The sequence below is a fragment of the Streptomyces sp. NPDC045956 genome, assembly GCF_056430705.1.
The window spans coordinates 359,798-377,028 of record NZ_JBWKKZ010000002.1; the positions used below are offsets into that span (position 1 = coordinate 359,798).

Below are 17,231 nucleotides of genomic sequence, written 5' to 3' on the forward strand. Positions count from 1 at the left end.
CGTCACTTCAGGGCCCGGTCCCCGCTTCCAGGGCGGTGACGGACACGGACGCCCCGTCGCCGCCCACCGGGACCTCGCCGGCCGTCCACGCGACCTCGAGGGGGTCCCGCTCGTCCGGCGGGGTGACGAGCAGGGCCGCCGGGGTCGCGGTGCGGGCGCCGCTGATCTGCGGACTGGAGAAGGACAACCCGGCCCACGCGCTCCTCCCCGGCGGCAGCGTGAGCGTCTCGGGGGAGGAGGGCACGCGGTCGGGGTCCGCGCCCACCTGCTTGCCGGACGCGTCCACGAAGGCGGCGCCCGGATGGCCGTACACCGTGCAGGTGCGGTCGGAGATGTTCGTCAGCACGATCGGGAAGTTCCGCTGGCCCGCACCCGGGTCGACGCGCCCGACGGCGGCCCGCAGCTCGGAGGTGTGGCAGCGGCCGTCGGTGCGGGCCGAGGCGGAGGCCGACCCCGCGGTGTGGCTGGGCGCGGTGCCCTCGGCGGGCGCGGTGGCGCTGCCGGCACCGGAGTGCGCGCCGGTCGTGGTCGGGGCCCCGGTGGCGCGCGGGGTGCCCGGGACCGTCGTACCGCTCTCGCTCCCGCACGCGGTCAGCACGCCGAGGAGCGCGAGCGCACTCGCCGGCAGGGCCGTTCGGCGCAGGGGCTGGGACGTGTTCGCCATCGCTTCTCCGCACTCCCGTGAGGTCCCGCGCACGGCCCGCCGCGCGGGACGGCACCGTACGCCCTGTGCCGTCGAGTGTCCCGCCGCGCGGACCGGGAAACGAGGGCGCGCCCGGTACCCGCCGCCGCGCGCCCCCGGGGTCACTCCTCGCCGAGCAGCGCCAGTTCCGCCCAGATCGTCTTGCCCTCGGTCGTGTGCCGGCTGCCCCAGCGCTGGGTCAGCTGGGCCACCAGCAGCAGACCGCGGCCGCCCTCGTCCCAGGTCTTGGCCCGGCGCAGGTGCGGCGCGGTGTGGCTGGAATCGGATACCTCGCAGATCAGCGTCGCCCTGTCGTGGATCAGCCGCAGCCGGATGGGCGGGGAGCCGTACCGGATGGCGTTGGTGACCAGCTCGCTCACCACCAGTTCGGCCGTGAACGACGCCTCCAGCAGGGACCAGACGGACAGTTGCTCGACGACCTGCTTGCGGACGGGGGCGACCAGCGACGGGTCGTTCGGGATGTCCCAGGTGGCGACCTGGCCGGCGGGCAGCCCCCGGGTACGGGCCAGCAGCAGGGCCACGTCGTCGGCGGCGCCGCCCGACGGCAGCAGGGCGTGCAGTACCCGGTCGCACAGGGCGTCCAGCGAGTCGGTGGCAGCGGCCAGCGCCTCGCGCAGCAGCGCCTGGCCGGCGTCGGCGTCCCGCTCCCGGCTCTCCACCAGCCCGTCGGTGTAGAACGACAGCACGCTGCCCTCACGCAGCTCCAGCTCGGCGGACTCGAAGGGCAGCCCGCCCACGCCCAGCGGCGGGCCGGAGGGCAGGTCGATCTGCCGGGGCGGGCCGTCCGGCGGGACCAGGAACGGCGCCGGATGTCCGGCCCGGGCCAGCGAGCAGCGCCGCGACACCGGGTCGTACACCGCGTACAGGCAGGTGGCGCCGACCTCGCCGGTGCCGTCGTCGCCGGACTCCTCGGACAGCCGGACGACCAGGTCGTCGAGGTGGGTGAGGAGTTCGTCGGGCGTCAGGTCGATGTCGGCGAGGGTGCGGACCGCGGTGCGCAGCCGGCCCATGGTGGCCGAGGCCTGGATGCCGTGGCCGACGACGTCCCCGACGACCATCGCCACCCGCATCCCGGACAGCGGGATGACGTCGAACCAGTCGCCGCCGACCCCGGAGCGGGCGGCCGGCAGATAGCGGGAGGCCGCCTCCACCGCCGCGGTGGGCGGCAGCCAGCGGGGGAGCAGGCTGCGCTGAAGGGTCAGCGTCGACTCCCGCTCGCGGGAGTAGCGGCGGGCGTTGTCGATGCAGACGGCGGCGCGGGCGGTGACCTCCTCGGCGAGCAGCCGGTCGTCGTCCGTGAAGGGGTACGGCCGCCGGAACCGGGTGAACACCGCGACGCCGAGGGTGGTGCCGCGGGCCTGGAGCGGCACGGACATCGTGGAGTGGATGCCGTACTCCTCGACCCGCCGGACGCGCAGCGGGTCCCACTCCCGCCAGCGCTCCAGATCGCCGCTGGGCACCTCGGCGATGATCGCGCGGCCCGCGACCAGGCACTCTGCCTGGGGCGACCCGGCCGGGTAGACGTCCAGGCGTCCCGGCTCGACCACCGCCTCCGGGCACCCCGGGTTGACCGACTGGTGGGCGGCCCGGCGCAGGCCCACCGGCGGCGCCGGCACGGCGGCGGGCTCACCCTCGTGCTCCTGCGCGTCCAGCAGGTCGACGCTCACGAAGTCCGCCAGCGCGGGGACGCACACGTCCGCCAGCTCCTGTGCGGTACGGGTCACGTCCAGCGTGGTGCCGATGCGGACGCTCGCCTCGTTGACCAGGTGCAGTCGCTCGCGGGACAGGTGCTGCTCGGTGAAGTCGTGGGCGCTCACGCAGGCGCCGCGCACCCGCCCGCCGGCGTCGCTGAGGGGCGCGATCCGCGCGTGCCACGCGTGGGCGCGGCTCTCGCCGGTGGCCTTGAGGTGGGTGTGCATGTCGTCCGTGCGGCCGGTGTCGAGCACCTGCCGCAGACGCCGTTCGAGTTCCGTGTTCTGCGGCCGGCTGCCGAGGTCGGTGGGCCGCAGACCGCGGACGCGGTCCGCCGGGAGACCGAGGAGCTGGGCCATGACGTTGTTGACATCGCGCAGCCGAAGCCTGTCGTCGAAGATCATCGTGGCGCAGGGGGACTGGGCGAGGGCCGCCGCGACCAGAGGGTCCTCCGGGCGTTCGGGGCCGCGGTCCAGCGGGGAGACCGCGAGCCACGTGCCTGGGGCGCCGTCGGGCGACGGTCTGCGGTGGGCGAGCACCCACACGGAGACGGTGCGCCCGTCGCGGTGCCGCAGGGCCAGTGTGCCGTTCCAGCGCTCCTCGCCGGGGCGGGGCCGGGGGTCGCCTGCGCCGTCGGCCAGCAGCACGGCGGCGGGGCGTCCCACGACATCGGCGGCCGGATGGCCCAGCAGCAGGCGGGCGCCCTCGTTCCACTCCCGCAAGGTGCCGGAGTCGTCGACGACGACGCGGGCCGTGGCGGCATCGTCGGACGGGTTGACCGGACTCATCGTCGCCACTCCATTGCGCACACCCATGGTGAACAGCGCGTCACCTGAAGACCAGCCTAGTGCGTCCGCGCTCCGTACGGACCCGAACCACAGGGCCCGCGGAGCCCCGGCGCCTCAGGGGCCACCGGCTCGGCGGGCCGCACGGGACAGAAAAGGCTTTCTGCGCTCTTGACGAGCGCATGTGGCGCGACGTCAGAATCTGTTTGGTCGCGATCAGTTGCGAGTGTTTCTGATCCCTGTTGTCCTGCTCTGTTGTCCACGAGGGAGATCCGTCATGACGGTCACGCGCAGAACGGTTCTGATCGCCTCCGCTGCGACACCGGCGGCCACAGCGGTGCTCGGCGCCCCGCCGGCCTCGGCCGCGGACGCGTCGGCGGCCCGTGCGGGCCGCGCCGTCATCCCCCTGCGCGACGGCTGGCGCTTCCTGCTCGCCGACCCCGACGGGGCCGCCGACGACACGACCGGCGCCGCCGACCCCGCCCACGACGACTCGGCGTGGCGCGAGGTCGCCGTCCCGCACGACTGGAGCATCGAACAGGCGCCCACCACGGAGCACGGCACCACCAGCGGCACCGGATTCCTCCCGGGCGGCCTCGGCTGGTACCGCCTCGCCTTCACCCTGCCGTCCGCCCTCGCCGGGAAGCGGATCTCGGTCGAGTTCGACGGCGTGTACATGGACGCCCACGTCCACTGCAACGGCCGGGAGGCGGGCCGCCACCCCTACGGCTACACGGGCTTCGCCCTCGACCTCACCGACCTGGTGCACACCGACGGCCGCACCGAGAACGTCCTCGCCGTGCGGGTGCGCAACCGGCTGCCCAGCAGCCGCTGGTACTCCGGCAGCGGTATCTACCGCGAGGCCCGCCTCGTCGTCACCGAACCGGTGCACGTACGGCGCTGGGGCACGTACGTCACCACACCGCGGGTGAGCGAGGAGCGCGCCGTCGTCCGGGTGGCGACGTCGGTCGTGAACACGACCGGTACCGCGCGCGAGGTCGAGATCCGGTCGACGGTCAAGGACTCCGACGGACGCACCGTGGCCCGCGCGACCTCCACGGTCGACGTCACCGCGGACGTGAGCGAGACGCACGAACTCACCGTCGAGCGCCCCCGGATGTGGGACTTCGCCACACCGCACCGGTACGCCCTGCACACCGAACTGCGGGTCGGCGGGCGCGTCGTCGACACCTACCGCACCCCGTTCGGCATCCGCACCTTCCGCGTCGACCCCGAGGAGGGCTTCCACCTCAACGGCAGGTACGCCAAGATCAAGGGCGTCGACCTGCACCACGACCTCGGGGCGCTCGGCGCCGCCGTGAGCACCGACGCGATCCGCCGCCAGATGACCCTCATGAAGTCGATGGGGGTCAACGCCTTCCGGACCTCCCACAACCCGCCCGCGCCCGAGATGATCGAGGTCTGCGAGGAGCTGGGCATCATCATGCTGGTGGAGGCCTTCGACTGCTGGCGCACCGGCAAGAACACCTATGACTACGGCCGGTTCTTCGACGAGTGGTGCGAGACGGACGCCACCGAGATGGTGCTCGCCGCCCGCAACTCGCCCGCCGTGGTGATGTGGTCGATCGGCAACGAGGTCCCCGACTCCACCTCCACCGCCGGGCTCGCGATGGCCGACCGGATCATCGACGCGATCCGCGCCGCCGACGACACCCGCCCGCTGGTCATCGGCTCCGACAAGTACCGCCGCATGCCGGCCAGGGGCTCCGCGGCCGACCTGATGCTGGCCAAGCTCGACGGCCTCGGCCTCAACTACAACACCGCCAGGTCGGTGGACGACCTGCACGCGGCCTACCCGCACCTGTTCCTCTTCGAGTCCGAGTCGTCGTCGGAGACCTCCACGCGCGGCACCTACCAGGAGCCGGAGCACCTCAACACCGGCGAGAACCAGACCCCGGGCCGGCGGGCCACCTCGTCCTACGACAACAACCTCGCCTCCTGGACCATGAGCGGCGAGTACGGCCACAAGAAGGACCGGGACCGGAAGTGGTTCGCCGGCCAGTTCCTGTGGTCCGGCATCGACTACATCGGGGAGCCCACGCCCTACGACGTCTTCCCGGTGAAGGCCTCCTTCTTCGGCGCGGTCGACACCGCCGGCTTCCCCAAGGACATGTACCACCTGTTCCGGAGCCAGTGGACCCACGAGCCGATGGTCCACCTGCTGCCGGCCACCTGGAACCACCGCGAGGGCGACACCGTCGAGGTCTGGGCGTACGCGAACGTCGCCACCGTCGAGCTGTACCTGAACGGGAGGTCCCTGGGCATCCGCGCGTTCGACACCAAGAGGACCGTCGACGGCCGCTCCTACCTGGAGACCACCGAGGCCACCGGTGACGACAAGACCTTCACCGAGGGCCCCTACCCCGGCAGCTACACCAGTCCGAACGGCAGCGCCGGCAAACTGCACCTGGCCTGGACGGTCCCCTTCGAGCCGGGCGAGCTGAAGGCCGTGGCCCGGCGGGACGGCAGGGTGGTCGCCACCGACGTCCTGCGCACCGCCGGCGCCCCGTACGCCGTGCGCCTGACGCCGGACCGCGGGAGCGTCGCCGCCGACGGCCGTTCCCTGGTCTTCGTCACCGCCGAGGTGGTCGACCGGCGCGGCGTGGTGGTGCCCGGCGCCGAGCACCTGCTCTCCTTCGAGGTGGCGGGCGGTTCCCTGGCCGGAGTGGACAACGGCCGCCAGGAGAGCGCCGAGCGCTACCAGGCGAGCACCCGCACCGCCTTCCACGGCAAGGCCCTGGCCATCGTGCGGTCGGGCACCGGGCCCGGGACGCTCCGGGTCACGGCCCGCGCGGACGGGCTGCGCCCGGGCACGACGACCGTGCGCACGCGCCGGGCCGAGGACCCGGCGACCACGCCGGCCCCCCGCTTCCGCGCCGATCACCCGGCCCCCGTGGCCCACCCGCACGCGGACGCGAGCTACTCCGGCCGCCCCGACACCCTTCCCGGCGCCATGCTCGACGGCGACCCGGCGACCGGCTGGTCCAACGGCTTCCACAAGGCGGCCACCGCCCTGCTGCCCGCCTTCGAGGGAGCCCGCCGCGAGGACTGGGTCTCGGTGGACCACGGCCGCCGGCGCACGTACGACCGCCTGGAGGTGTCCTTCACCGTCGACGGCCGGCACAGCCTGCCCGCCACGGTCGAGGTCGCCGTCTGGGACGGCCGCGCCTGGCGCGCGGCGGAGGGGACGCGGACCGACTGGGCCACCGCCTCCGACGCGCCCACCGTCATCACCTTCGGCGCGGTACGCGGCTCCCGCGTCCGGCTCACGATGACCAGCCGCCACCCCGGCGAGGTGGAGGGAGCGGTCCGCATCAGCCGGCTGGAGGCGCCCACGGCCTGACGCCGCTCCCGGGGTCCGGACGGGAAACCAGTCCCGTCCGGACCGTTGACGGGGTGTCATGTCTGCCACAAGCATGGCCTGCGATCCCTTTTGGGAGCGCTCCCATTCATGGCGGGCGCCCTCCCATCGACGTGAGCGTCACCCCCCGCACCTCCCATGAGGAGCCCAGACGTGAAAAGACGCAGAACCGCACTCGCCGTCTCCCTGACGGCTCTGCTGGCGGCGGCCGTCACCGCGGTGCCCGCCGCCCCGGCCGGGGCCGAGGAGACCGAGCAGGTCAAGAACGGCACCTTCGACGACGGCACCGCATCCTGGTGGTCGAGCAGCAACGTCACCGCCGGCGTGTCCGACGGCCGGCTGTGCGCCGACGCCCCCGGCGGCACCGCCAACCGCTGGGACGCGGCCGTCGGCCAGAACGACGTCACCCTGGTCGCGGGGGAGTCGTACCGGTTCTCCTTCTCCGCGACCGGCGCGCCCGCCGACCACGTGGTCCGGGCGATCGTGGGCCTGTCGGTGGCCCCGTACGACACCTACTACGAGGTCAGCCCGCAGCTGAGCGTCTCCGGCAACACCTACTCGTACACCTTCACCTCGCCCGTCGACACCACCCAGGGCCAGGTCGGCTTCCAGCTCGGCGGCACGCCCGACCCCTGGCGGTTCTGCGTGGACGACGTGTCCCTGCTGGGCGGGGTGGCGCCCGAGCCGCACGTGCCCGACACCGGGCCGCGGGTCCGGGTCAACCAGGTCGGCTACCTGCCGTCCGGCCCGAAGAACGCCACCCTCGTCACCGAGGCCACCGCGCGCCTGCCGTGGCGGCTGAAGGACGGCGGCGGCCGGACCGTCGCCCAGGGCTGGAGCGTGCCGCGCGGCGTGGACGCCTCCTCGGGGCAGAACGTCCACTCGATCGACTTCGGCCGCCACACCGCGCGCGGCGCGGGTTACACCCTGGTCGCCGACGGCGAGACCAGCCGCCCCTTCGACATCGGCACGGCCGCCTACGAGCGGCTGCGCACCGACTCCGCGAAGTACTACTACACCCAGCGCAGCGGCATCGCCATCAGCGACGACCTGCGCCCCGGCTACGCCCGCCCGGCCGGGCACGTGGGCGTGGCGCCCAACCAGGGCGACACCGAGGTCCCCTGCCGGCCCGGCGAGTGCGACTACACCCTCGACGTCTCCGGCGGCTGGTACGACGCCGGCGACCACGGGAAGTACGTCGTGAACGGCGGCATCTCCACCTGGGAACTGCTCAGCACCTACGAGCGCTCGCTGCACGCCCGCACCGGGGAGCCGTCGAAGCTCGGTGACGGCACCCTCGCCATCCCGGAGAGCGGCAACAAGGTGCCGGACATCCTGGACGAGGTCCGCTGGGAGCTGGACTTCCTGCTGAAGATGCAGGTGCCGGACGGCCGGCCGCTGGCCGGCATGGCCCACCACAAGATCCACGACGAGGCGTGGACCGGGCTGCCGCTGCTGCCCGACGACGACCCCCAGAAGCGCGAATTGCACCCGCCGACCACCGCGGCCACCCTGAACCTGGCCGCGACGGCGGCACAGGCGGCCCGCCTCTACCGCCCCTACGACCGGGAGTTCGCCGCGAAGGCGCTCGACGCGGCCCGCACCGCCTGGACCGCGGCCCTCGCCCACCCGGACGTGCTCGCCGACGAGAACGACGGCATCGGCGGCGGGGCCTACCCCGACGGCCAGGTCGAGGACGAGTTCTACTGGGCGGCGGCCGAGCTGTACCTGACCACGGGGGAGCGTGACTTCAAGGACCACGTGCTGAACTCCCCGGTCCACACCGCCGACATCTTCGGCCCGATCGGCTTCGACTGGGCGCGCACCGCGGCCGCGGCCCGGCTGGACCTCGCGACCGTGCCGAACCGGCTCCCCGGCCGGGACCAGGTCCGCCGGTCCGTCGTCCAGGGCGCCGACCGCTACCTGGCCACGCTGAAGGCGCACCCGTACGGCATGCCGTACGCGCCCGCGGGCAACGTCTACGACTGGGGCTCCAGCCACCAGATCCTCAACAACGCCGTCGTCCTCGCCACCGCCTACGACATCACCGGCGGCTCGAAGTACCGTGACGGAGCCCTCCAGAGCATGGACTACATCCTGGGCCGCAACGCGCTGAACATGTCGTACGTCACCGGCTACGGCGAGGTCAACGCCCACAACCAGCACAGCCGCTGGTACGCCAAGCAGCTCGACCCGACGCTGCCCGCCCCGCCCGACGGCACCCTGTCCGGCGGTCCGAACTCGAGCATCCAGGACCCCTACGCGCAGAGCAAACTCCAGGGCTGCGTCGCCCAGTTCTGCTTCATCGACGACATCCAGTCCTGGTCGACCAACGAGCACACCATCAACTGGAACGCCGCACTGGCCCGGATGGCCTCCTTCGTGGCGGACCAGGGCTGACCGCACCACTGCTTGCCCGCCTCCCGCGGTACCGTCGTGCCACGGCTCTGACCTGCTGCTATTTACGGGTCAGTACCCGCGCGGTACCGTGGGAGGCATGCCAGCCCTGAACGTGGAGTTCAGCGACCGCGAGCTTGAGGACCTGCGGCAGATCGCCAAGGAACGCGGTACGTCGATGAAGGCGCTCGTGCGGGAGGCCGCCGCCGCCGACATAGCCCGGCACCGGGCGCTGCAAGAGGGTGCCGAGGCCTTCCGTCGGTTCTTCTCGGCCCACGCCGACGAGTTCGCGGCCGCCTTCCCGGACGACGAACCACCGCCCGTCCAGGGCGAGGGGCGGGCCGCCTGACCCATGGCACCGGTCCTGCACATCGACGTGCCCTGGCTGCTCCAGCGCCACGAGGAAGTACTGCCGGAGCAGCCCGTCGTCAACGACTTCTCCGCGCTGGTCGCCGCCGTCGCCCGGCATCGCGTCGACCCGCCCCGCCTCGGCGTGGACTCCGACCCGGCCTGGCGGGCCGCCGCGCTGCTGCACGCCCTCGCCGTGCTCAAGCCGCTTCCCTCGGCCAACGCCCGCTTCGCCTGCGCGACCGCCGTGGCCTACATGTACGCCAGCGATGTCGGCATCGACCCGCCCTACGGCGCCCTGGTCGACCTCGCGCGCGACCTGATGTCCGGCAAGGCCGACGTCTACGGCGCGGCCGACCGGCTCCGTTCCTGGCAGATCTGACCGGCCGGCGCGCGGATTCGGCGAGACGGGCGTCCGCGCAGGGCCGAAAGCCCGTGTACGGTCCATCAATTCCCCGGAATCTGACCTTCTTTCAAAGAAGGCCCGGGCTTCCCGGTCGCCTTGTTGACCATGAGTGGTTTGTGCGAGAGTGAAGCACCCGTGCGGGGGGTAAAGGCCGGGTCTCGCACGCGCTTTGACGGACCAGGTCCGAATTTCGCCATGGCGAATTCACGCTCCCCTCGCCGCGTCGAAAAGGTACACACCATTCGGGTCTCCTTTTCGGCGACCAGGACTTCTGCGTCACCTGCGCGTGGGAAGGAACAGTCTCAGTGCCCACCCCCCACCCCCCTCGGCCCGCGTACCCGCCCTCCGGCGGGGATTCCGGGGAGTCCGACGAGCTGCTGGCCGCCCGGCTGAGGGACGGCCCGGAGAGCGCCGCCTCCCGGGCGGCGGCGCTGCTGATGGCCCGCCACTGGCAGCCCGCCCATGACTACGCGACCCTCTGCCTCGCCACGTCGGCGCAGGTCACGGCCATGGTCACCGCCGCCGCCTGGCACCGGGTCCTGGACCGGCTGGCGCAGGGGGAACCGGCCACGGCCCTGCGTCCGAGGCTGCTGGTGGCCGTCCGGGACACGGTTCGGCAGTGGTCCGCGGACGAGGGCGTGTCCAGCGTTCTCCCGCAGCTGCTCAAACCCGCCGGGGGACGGGGTATGCGGGCGGCGAAGTCCCTGGTTCCGGAAAACCGCACCCTGGCCGCGCGGGCATTCGCGGCCCTTCCCGGTCCGGCCCGCTGTTTGCTGTGGCACACGGAGGTCGAGGGCGAGCCCATAAGCGTCCCGGCCGGGCTGCTCGGCATGGACACCGACACCGCGTCGGCAGCCCTCGCCCACGCGCGGGAGAAATTCCGCGAGGGTTGTCTGGACGCCCACCGGCAGCTCGCGCCGACCCAGGACTGCCGTTTCCACGGCCGGCTCCTCGACGTCCCCATCCGCCGGGGCGGAGCCCTGCTGCCCGACGTCCGCAAGCACCTGGCGGACTGCCGGCACTGCCGGCACGCGGCCGAACAGCTCGGCCACTTCGAGCGCGGGCTGGGCACGTTGATCGCCGAGGCGGTCCTGGGCTGGGGCGCCCGGCGCTACCTCGACTCCCGGCCGGCGCGCGCGAGCCTGGGCGCCCTCGCCAAGGGCGCCGCACGGCACCGGGGCGGGCGCCCCCGCCTGCTGGCCCGCGTGCCCCTGCCGGTGCGCCGGCTGCCCGGCCGGCCCCGCTCCGGCCGCGCGCTGCTGAGGCAGTTCGGCGCCGCGTCCGCCGGGGTGCTGACCATCGCGCTGGTGGTGAGCGTGTGGTCCTACGACGGCGGTGGCGCCGACCCGGCCGCCTCCACCAGCGCCGTCGGCGGCGACACGGCCGCCTCCGGCACCAGCCGCCCCGAACCCCCGGGCTCGGCGGGACTGCCCACGGCACCGGACCGGACCCGGCTGCGCAACGTCGCCGCGGAACTCTGCCTCGACGTGCGCCACGAGCCGAAGGCCGGCGCGGGCGCCCGGCTGGCGGCGTGCTCCGACGCGTGGACCCAGCAGTGGACCCACGAGGACGACGGGCTGCTGCGCAGCGTCGCCGACCCGGGGCTCTGCCTGGACTCACAGGCGGACGCCGGAGTCGTCGTTCTCGGTACCTGCGCCGACATCGGCACCGAACGGGGCGGGGACGTGCGGTACGACCTCACCGGTGAGGAGGAGCTGGTGCCCCGCCGGGACCGGCAGCTCGCCCTCGCCGCCACCTCCACCGCGCCGGACGCCGACGTCGTCGTCAAGGTGCGCGACGGTTCCCCCGTCCAGCGCTGGCGGACCGAGCCGGTGCCGACCGCGGAGGCCTCCCTGTCCATCGCCGGCACCGGTGCCCCGGACGCGCGGGCGGTGGAACTGCCGGGCGGCTGAGAGCCGTAGCGGGTCCACGGGCACGAGGGGTGTGAGGGCCGCCGGGGGGCGGTTCCCGGCCGTCCCGCTTCACGGAGTCGGTCACCCGGGATGCGCGACGAGGTCGTCGGGGCCCGGGGTGGCCGGTGAGGAGTGCCCCGACAGGGCCAGGGTCAGGTCGAGTTCGGCGAGCAGGCAGCGGATCACGTGCTCGACACCCGCCTGTCCGTCGAGGCCCAGCCCGTAGACGTAGGGCCGGCCGAGGAGCACCGCGCGCGCGCCGAGCGCCAGGGCCTTGAAGACGTCGTCACCGGTGCGGACACCGCTGTCGAACAGCACGGTCAGCCGGTCGCCGACCGCCTCCACCACCCGCGGCAGGGCGTCGGCCGCCGCGACCGAACCGGCCACCTGACGGCCGCCGTGGTTGGACACCACCACGCCGTCCATCCCCGCGTCCGCCGCCATCCGCGCGTCGTCCGGGTGCAGAACGCCCTTCAGCACGATCGGACCGTCCCAGTTCTCCCGCAGGAACGCCAGGTCCGGCCAGGACTTGGCGGGATCGGAGAACATGCCGACGAAGTGCATCACCGCCGCGTTCGGGTCCTCGTGCACCGGCTTCGCCAGACCCGCCCTGAACGCCGGGTCGGAGAAGTAGTTGGCGGTGCCCACCCCGTGCAGGAACGGCAGGTACGCCTGGTCGAGATCGCGCGGCCGCCACGACAGCAGGGGCGTGTCCAGCGTGACGAACAGCGCGCTGTACCCGGCCGCCTTCGCGCGGCCCAGGAAACTGCGGGCCACCTCGCGGTCCTTGGGCCAGTAGAGCTGGAACCACCGTTCGGCGTCGCCCATCGCCTCGGCGACCTGCTCCATGGGGGTACTCGACGCCGAGGAGAGGACGTACGGCACGCCCTGGGCGGCGGCGGCCCGGGCGGCTGCGGGTTCCGCGTCCGGATGCATGATCGACAGGACCCCGACCGGCGCCAGCGCCAGCGGGGCGGGCAGCGGGCGGCCCAGCACCTCGACCGACAGGTCCCGCTCGTGCACGTCCCGCAGCATGCGCGGCACGATCCGACGCCGGTCCAGGGCCGCCCGGTTGGCGCGGGCGGTGCTGCCGTCGCCCGCGCTCCCCGCCACGTACCCCACCGGGCCCGGCCCGAGCCGCCGCTCGGCCAGCTCCTCCAGCCGGGTGAGGTCGGTGGGCAGGCGCGGTACGGCGCCCGTCATCCCGTTCAGATAGATCTCGTACTGGAAATCCGCCCAGTGCTTCGCCATCCCAGGCTCCCGCCTCTCGTCGTCGAGCTCGCGCCGCCAGCACCATACCCGCGAGTATGTCGAGGCGGCCCGCCGGGCGAACGGGTCTGTTTCGGGAGTGTTTCAGGCCTATCGGTAAACGCGCGGATCACGCCATCCGGCCAGTTCACGCCTCAATGACCGATCAAGAACCGCCCTGTTCCGGACTTGGAACGTTCGAATTCTGTGACTTCGCGCCACTGATTCAATACGCAAGGTTACCGAAACGCATGGGGTCGATATGAGTTTCGGCGACGGACTCGGCAGACTCGCGCTCGCCGTTCCGGCACCGACCGAGCCGGGCCGGCATCACCCTCGAAACGAGCGGAAGGATGCACACAATGCGGAACACCGCGCGCTGGGCAGCGACTCTGGGCCTGACGGCCACCGCCGTCTGCGGGCCCCTCGCCGGGGCCTCACTCGCCTCCCCGGCCACCGCCCCCGCGTCGCTCCACGCCCCCTCGGCCCTCGTGCTGACCATCGGGCACGGAGAGAGCGCTGCCACCGCCGTACCCCTGCGCGCGGTCACGTTGACCTGCGCGCCCTCGGCCTCCGGAACCCACCCGGCAACGGCTTCGGCCTGTGCCGAACTGCGCGGCGCGGGCGGTGACTTCGACGCCCTGGCAGCGGACACCGGTGTGATGTGCACCCGGGAGTACGCCCCCGTGGTCGTCACCGTCGACGGGGTCTGGCAGGGCCGGCGCCTCTCCTACGAGCGCACCTTCGCCAACGAGTGCGTGAAGAACGCGGGCAGCAGCAGCGTCTTCACGTTCTGAGGACCGGGACCGCCCGGCCCGTGCGGCGTGACCGGCGGCTCGCTACTGGGGAGTGCGAGCGCTGCCGTACGGAACGCGCGGTCCCGAACCGGGGACGGCGGACGGAGTGGGGCCGTCCGCCGTTCTCCGCTGTCCGGAGGCTGTCCGGAGCCGGCCGGCCGATCGGCCACCGCCGCCCGGTCAGTCCTTCGCCGCCGGCCCCTCGCCGGTGCCGGACGTCCGGGCGCGGTGGCTGGTGTCGCACCAGGGGAAGCGCCGGCTCCGCCGACAGGTGCACAGGGCGACCTGGAAGCGGTCGGAGGACACCGTGGTCCCGTCCTCCAGCTCCACCTCCACCGGGCCCTCCACCAGCAGCGGCCCACGGCGCTGCACCTTGACCCGGCGCGCGTCACCGGTCGGGCGGGGAGTCTCAGACGGGGAGTTCGGCACGGACGACCACCAGTTCCTCTTCCTTCTCGGCCAGGGACAGCAGCCCGCGCTGCCGCAGCCAGCGCTCCCGGCCGCGCACCACGGGCCCGAAGGCGATCCGCTGCCGCCGGGTCACCGCCGCCTTGAGGCCGGCCTCGCGCAGCTGCGTGACGGTCCGCTCGGGATCGCTGAGCGCCGACTGCACCAGCAGCAGCACACCGCCGGGCCGCAGCAGGGCGGGTGCCTCCCGGCAGATCCGGTCCAGGACCAGGCGGCCGTCGTGCCCCGCGTCCCAGGCCCGCGCCGCACCGCGCGGCCGGCGGCCGCCGCCCGGAGCCGGCACGTACGGAGGGTTGGCCAGCACCAGGTCGAAGGTCTCACCGCGTACGGGCGTGAAGAGGTTGCCGTGCCGGACGCGGATCCGCAGCCCGGCCCGGGCGGCGTTCACCCGGGCCGCGCACACCGCGCGCCACGACACGTCCACCGCGGTCACGCGTGCGCCCCGCCGGGCCGCGGCCAGGGCCAGGGCGCCCGTGCCGGTCCCCACGTCCAGCACGGACGCGGCCGGTGGGAGCGACTCGTCGGACAGCACCCCGGCCAGCAGGGCGGTGTCCTCCTGAGGGGCGTAGACGCCCGGAAGCACCATGTAGTTCACGGAAGCCACGTACCCCGACAGTCACGAAATATGGGAGGTTTCGGAAGCCTCGTGGGACGCCCGGGGCAGCGGGGTGCGCAGGGACGAGCGGCCGGCCCGCCAGTCGGCGAGCAACCGGGCGCCGAAGCGGTCCTCCAAGTGGCCGGTGGCGTCGATGCCGAAGGCGACGTCCGCCGCGAGGTGCGGTTCCTGCTCCAGCAGGCCGTCGATCACCTCGTGCCGGACGATCTGCTCGTGCACCGCGTCGGCCTCGACGTGCTCGTCGTAGAAGTGTTCGGCGGCCGGTCCGGCGCCGGTGCGGCGCATCGCCTCGGCGAGCCGCCGGGAACCCGGCGACGAGGTGATCTCGACGGCCGCGAAATGACCCACCAGAGCGCCGCGCAGCGACCGGTGCAGGCCGAAGAGGGACATCATGTTCACCGTGGCCAGGCACTCGGCGGACGCCGCGTCCAGATGACGCCCGTACGTGGTGTCCAGACCGAGGTCCGTCATCAGGTCGGCGAAGAGACGGGCGTGCACCCGGTCGGGTCGGCCGCCGCCGTACTCGTCGAACTCCACCGCCGCCATCGCCGCCTTCGCGCGCCCCCACAGCCGCGGCAGCACCCAGGCGTGCGGGTCGGCCTCCTTGAGGTGGTACAGGGAGCGCTGGGCCGCGTACTCGCGCACGTGCCACAGCTCGCCCTCGTCCCGCAGGAAGTGGCTGACGCCCTTGCCGTCGACGGGCTCCACCAGCAGGGCCCCCACCGCGTCCTCCACGGTGTCGTGGACCTGGGTGTCGGCGCGCAGCGCGGACAGGAAGCGGTCCTCCAGCGCGGCGCGGGTGCGCAGCAGGTCGGGGTCCCATTCGAGGTCGGGGGACACCCCGGCGAAGCCCCGGTAGTGCAGCTCGTAGCACTGGTACAGGGCGAGCTGAAGGTCGTCGCCGTAGGCCGGGGCGGCGGCGACGGCCTCCGGTGCGGGCAGCAGGCCGGCCCCGAGCAGATACGAGCCGACGGCCGCGGAGAGCGGGCCCCGGGCCATCGGCAACTGTGGTCCTTCGCGGTCGTACTCCATGGCGCCGCGAGTACCCGGCCCTCGCCTCGGCACCCCCGCCGGGACGGAGTCCCGCGTCACTCTCCCTCCGCGTCCTGCTGCGCGGCGGTGTTCGGCGAGGTGGCGTCCCCCGCCTCGCCCCGGCGCGGCTCGTCGTCGGACTCCGCGTCACGGGGCCTGCCGTCCCGGATTTCGCGCAGGACCTCCTCGACGGCGGTCTCGGGCTGCTCGTGGGTGTGTTCTCCGTTGTGGGACACGGGTGTCTCCTCTCCTCGTAGGGCTTCTGGCTCGTCGGCCAGTTCGGCTTGCTGGTTGCTGTTTGCTGGTTTCTGGTTGCTGGTTGCTGGTTTCTGGTTGCTGGTTGCCGGTCGCCCGTGCGGGCGGGCGGTGGGGGGTGCGTGGGTCTCAGCTGGTGGTGGTCGCGACGTGCAGGGGCACCGGGGCCGGTGCGGTGACCTCGTCACTGCGCCGGGTCACCTCCGCCCACCAGGACGGCCCGTCCTCGATGTGGCGCAGCAGGATGCCCTCGCGGATCGCCCAGGGACAGAGCGTGACCGTCTCCAGCCCGGTCAGCTTCATCGCGGTGTGGCCGACCACCGCCCCGGCCACGCTCTGGGCCGACCGGGGCGCGGAGATGCCGGGCAGCCGGGCGCGCTCCGCGGCGGTCAGCGCGGCCAGCCGGCCGGCCGCCTCGCCGAGGTCCGAGCAGCGCATCTGCCGCTCCACGAACGGGCCGTGCCGGCCCGGCGACGCCCCGCACAGCCGTCCGAGCTGCTGGAAGGTCCGCGAGGTGGCCGCGGCGGTGCGGGGCCCCTCCCAGCGGATCCGCGCCGCCACGTCCCGCAGCTGATGGCGGACGCTGCGGCGCAGCGCGCGTATCTGCTCCGACGGCACCGCGTCCTCGCCGCCCTCCAGGAACTCGTGGGTCAGCCGCGCCGCGCCGAGGGGGAGCGAGGCCACGAAGTCCGGCAGCCGTCCGCGGCCGAAGGCGACCTCCAGCGAGCCGCCGCCGATGTCGAGCAGGGCGAGGGGACCGGACCGCCAGCCCATCCAGCGCCGGGCCCCCAGGAAGGTCAGCTCCGCCTCCACCTCGCCGGGCAGGGTGCACAGCGCGACGCCGGTGCGGTTGCGGACGGTGCGCAGCACCTCGTGGCGGTTGGGCGCGGCACGCACCACCGCGGTCGCGAAGGCCAGCGGACCCGCCGCGCCCCACCGGGCCGCGGTCCTGTTCGCGCCGTCGACCGCCTCCACCAGCCGCTCCACGGCCTCCTCGGGCACCGGTTCCCCCGGCTTGACCTGCTCGGAGAGCCGCAGCCGCCACTTGGCCGTGTGGACCGGCAGGGGGACCCCGCCCTCCGCGTCCGCCACCATGAGCCGGACGGTCTTCGACCCCACGTCCACCACGCTGATCCGCATGAGGGCTCAGGTACCCACTAACGCGCCGGTCCAACGGGCCCCGCGGCCG

General features: G+C 73.6%; 14 protein-coding genes. 6 read left to right on the forward strand and 8 right to left on the reverse strand.

All coding sequences use genetic code 11. From position 1 onward, the window contains the following. Positions 1–7: 7 nt before the first annotated feature. Together AC07FV_RS07335 and AC07FV_RS07340 are read right to left on the reverse strand one after the other, a co-directional pair. A complete protein-coding gene (locus AC07FV_RS07335) occupies positions 8–664 on the reverse strand; it encodes a DUF4232 domain-containing protein (protein WP_479085345.1) in 657 nt (218 codons plus the stop codon). A 140-nt stretch (positions 665–804) separates the two neighbouring features. Then, a complete protein-coding gene (locus AC07FV_RS07340; protein WP_479085346.1) occupies positions 805–3,183 on the reverse strand; it encodes a SpoIIE family protein phosphatase in 2,379 nt (792 codons plus the stop codon). A gap of 274 nt (positions 3,184–3,457) precedes the next feature. On the opposite strand from AC07FV_RS07340, the gene AC07FV_RS07345 reads away from it, so the two are divergent. From AC07FV_RS07345 to AC07FV_RS07365, 5 genes are all read left to right on the forward strand, one after another. Beyond that, positions 3,458–6,544 carry a glycoside hydrolase family 2 TIM barrel-domain containing protein gene (locus AC07FV_RS07345; protein WP_479085348.1) on the forward strand — a complete coding sequence of 1,029 codons (3,087 nt, stop codon included), beginning with the start codon at positions 3,458–3,460 and terminating at the stop codon, positions 6,542–6,544. Between the two features lie 171 nt (positions 6,545–6,715). Beyond that, positions 6,716–8,962 carry a glycoside hydrolase family 9 protein gene (locus AC07FV_RS07350; RefSeq protein ID WP_479085350.1) on the forward strand — a complete coding sequence of 749 codons (2,247 nt, stop codon included), beginning with the start codon at positions 6,716–6,718 and terminating at the stop codon, positions 8,960–8,962. A gap of 97 nt (positions 8,963–9,059) precedes the next feature. Then, on the forward strand, positions 9,060–9,308 hold the full coding sequence (locus AC07FV_RS07355; protein WP_053140837.1) for a hypothetical protein: 249 nt from the start codon (positions 9,060–9,062) through the stop codon (positions 9,306–9,308). Positions 9,309–9,311: 3 nt separating this feature from the next. Beyond that, positions 9,312–9,689: a toxin Doc gene (locus AC07FV_RS07360; protein ID WP_356605024.1), complete on the forward strand. Its 378-nt coding sequence runs from the start codon at positions 9,312–9,314 to the stop codon at positions 9,687–9,689. A 329-nt stretch (positions 9,690–10,018) separates the two neighbouring features. Then, on the forward strand, positions 10,019–11,626 hold the full coding sequence (locus AC07FV_RS07365) for an RICIN domain-containing protein (RefSeq protein WP_479085352.1): 1,608 nt from the start codon (positions 10,019–10,021) through the stop codon (positions 11,624–11,626). A gap of 81 nt (positions 11,627–11,707) precedes the next feature. On the opposite strand, the gene AC07FV_RS07370 is transcribed toward AC07FV_RS07365, so the two are convergent. Next, positions 11,708–12,877, reverse strand: a complete 1,170-nt coding sequence (locus tag AC07FV_RS07370) for a lactate 2-monooxygenase (protein WP_383638235.1) — start codon at positions 12,875–12,877, stop codon at positions 11,708–11,710. A gap of 359 nt (positions 12,878–13,236) precedes the next feature. On the opposite strand from AC07FV_RS07370, the gene AC07FV_RS07375 reads away from it, so the two are divergent. Continuing rightward, positions 13,237–13,671, forward strand: a complete 435-nt coding sequence (locus AC07FV_RS07375) for a protease inhibitor (protein WP_479085353.1) — start codon at positions 13,237–13,239, stop codon at positions 13,669–13,671. Positions 13,672–13,851: 180 nt separating this feature from the next. Here AC07FV_RS07375 and AC07FV_RS07380 read toward each other — a convergent pair whose 3' ends face one another. From AC07FV_RS07380 to AC07FV_RS07400, 5 genes are all read right to left on the reverse strand, one after another. Then, positions 13,852–14,100 (reverse strand): CDGSH iron-sulfur domain-containing protein, encoded by a 249-nt coding sequence (locus tag AC07FV_RS07380; RefSeq protein WP_383638241.1) that lies wholly within the window; start codon positions 14,098–14,100, stop codon positions 13,852–13,854. Then, positions 14,081–14,725, reverse strand: a complete 645-nt coding sequence (locus AC07FV_RS07385; RefSeq protein WP_479085780.1) for a HemK2/MTQ2 family protein methyltransferase — start codon at positions 14,723–14,725, stop codon at positions 14,081–14,083. Before AC07FV_RS07385 ends, AC07FV_RS07380 begins: the two co-directional genes overlap by 20 nt. A 30-nt stretch (positions 14,726–14,755) precedes the next feature. Then, entirely contained in the window at positions 14,756–15,787 is a 1,032-nt protein-coding gene (locus AC07FV_RS07390) for an iron-containing redox enzyme family protein (RefSeq protein WP_479085355.1), read from the reverse strand. 56 nt (positions 15,788–15,843) lie between these two features. Continuing rightward, the gene (locus tag AC07FV_RS07395) at positions 15,844–16,023 is read right to left on the reverse strand and encodes a hypothetical protein (protein WP_479085357.1); all 180 of its coding nucleotides are present in this window, start codon (positions 16,021–16,023) and stop codon (positions 15,844–15,846) included. A 148-nt stretch (positions 16,024–16,171) separates the two neighbouring features. Continuing rightward, positions 16,172–17,182: a Ppx/GppA family phosphatase gene (locus AC07FV_RS07400; protein WP_479085358.1), complete on the reverse strand. Its 1,011-nt coding sequence runs from the start codon at positions 17,180–17,182 to the stop codon at positions 16,172–16,174. Between the last annotated feature and the right edge of the window lie 49 nt (positions 17,183–17,231).